We start from the raw sequence: 361 nt of genomic DNA on the forward strand, positions 1-361 counted from the left end.
GGCCTGGACCGTCACCGGCACGGCCGCCGACTACGCCGTCGGCTCCGGCTACGGGTCGACGACCCAGCCGACCACCGGCATCGCCCACCTCACGCACACCCCGGCCCCCTCGGCCGACGTCGACCTCTACGTGGACGTGGCCACGTCCGTCCTGGCCGCGGGCTCGTCGCTGTACGCGGGCCCGTATGTGCGCGCGAACGGAAATGTCGACTTCTACATGGCCAGGCTCGACTTCACCACGACGGCCGGGATCGTCCTGACGCTGCGACGCCGGGCGGCCAACGTCGAAACGCAGCTCGCCTCGTACACCACCGGCCTGACCCACACCGCTGGCACCTGGTACCGGGTCCGGCTCCAGGCC

1 pseudogene is annotated in these 361 nt (G+C 71.7%); it reads left to right on the forward strand.

The window, feature by feature from the left end:
- Nucleotides 1-361 (forward strand): annotated as a pseudogene (locus IG84_RS38565) (hypothetical protein); the annotation flags it as partial.

This window comes from Streptomyces ochraceiscleroticus (genome assembly GCF_000720485.1).
In the GTDB taxonomy this organism is placed as follows: domain Bacteria; phylum Actinomycetota; class Actinomycetes; order Streptomycetales; family Streptomycetaceae; genus Streptomyces; species Streptomyces ochraceiscleroticus.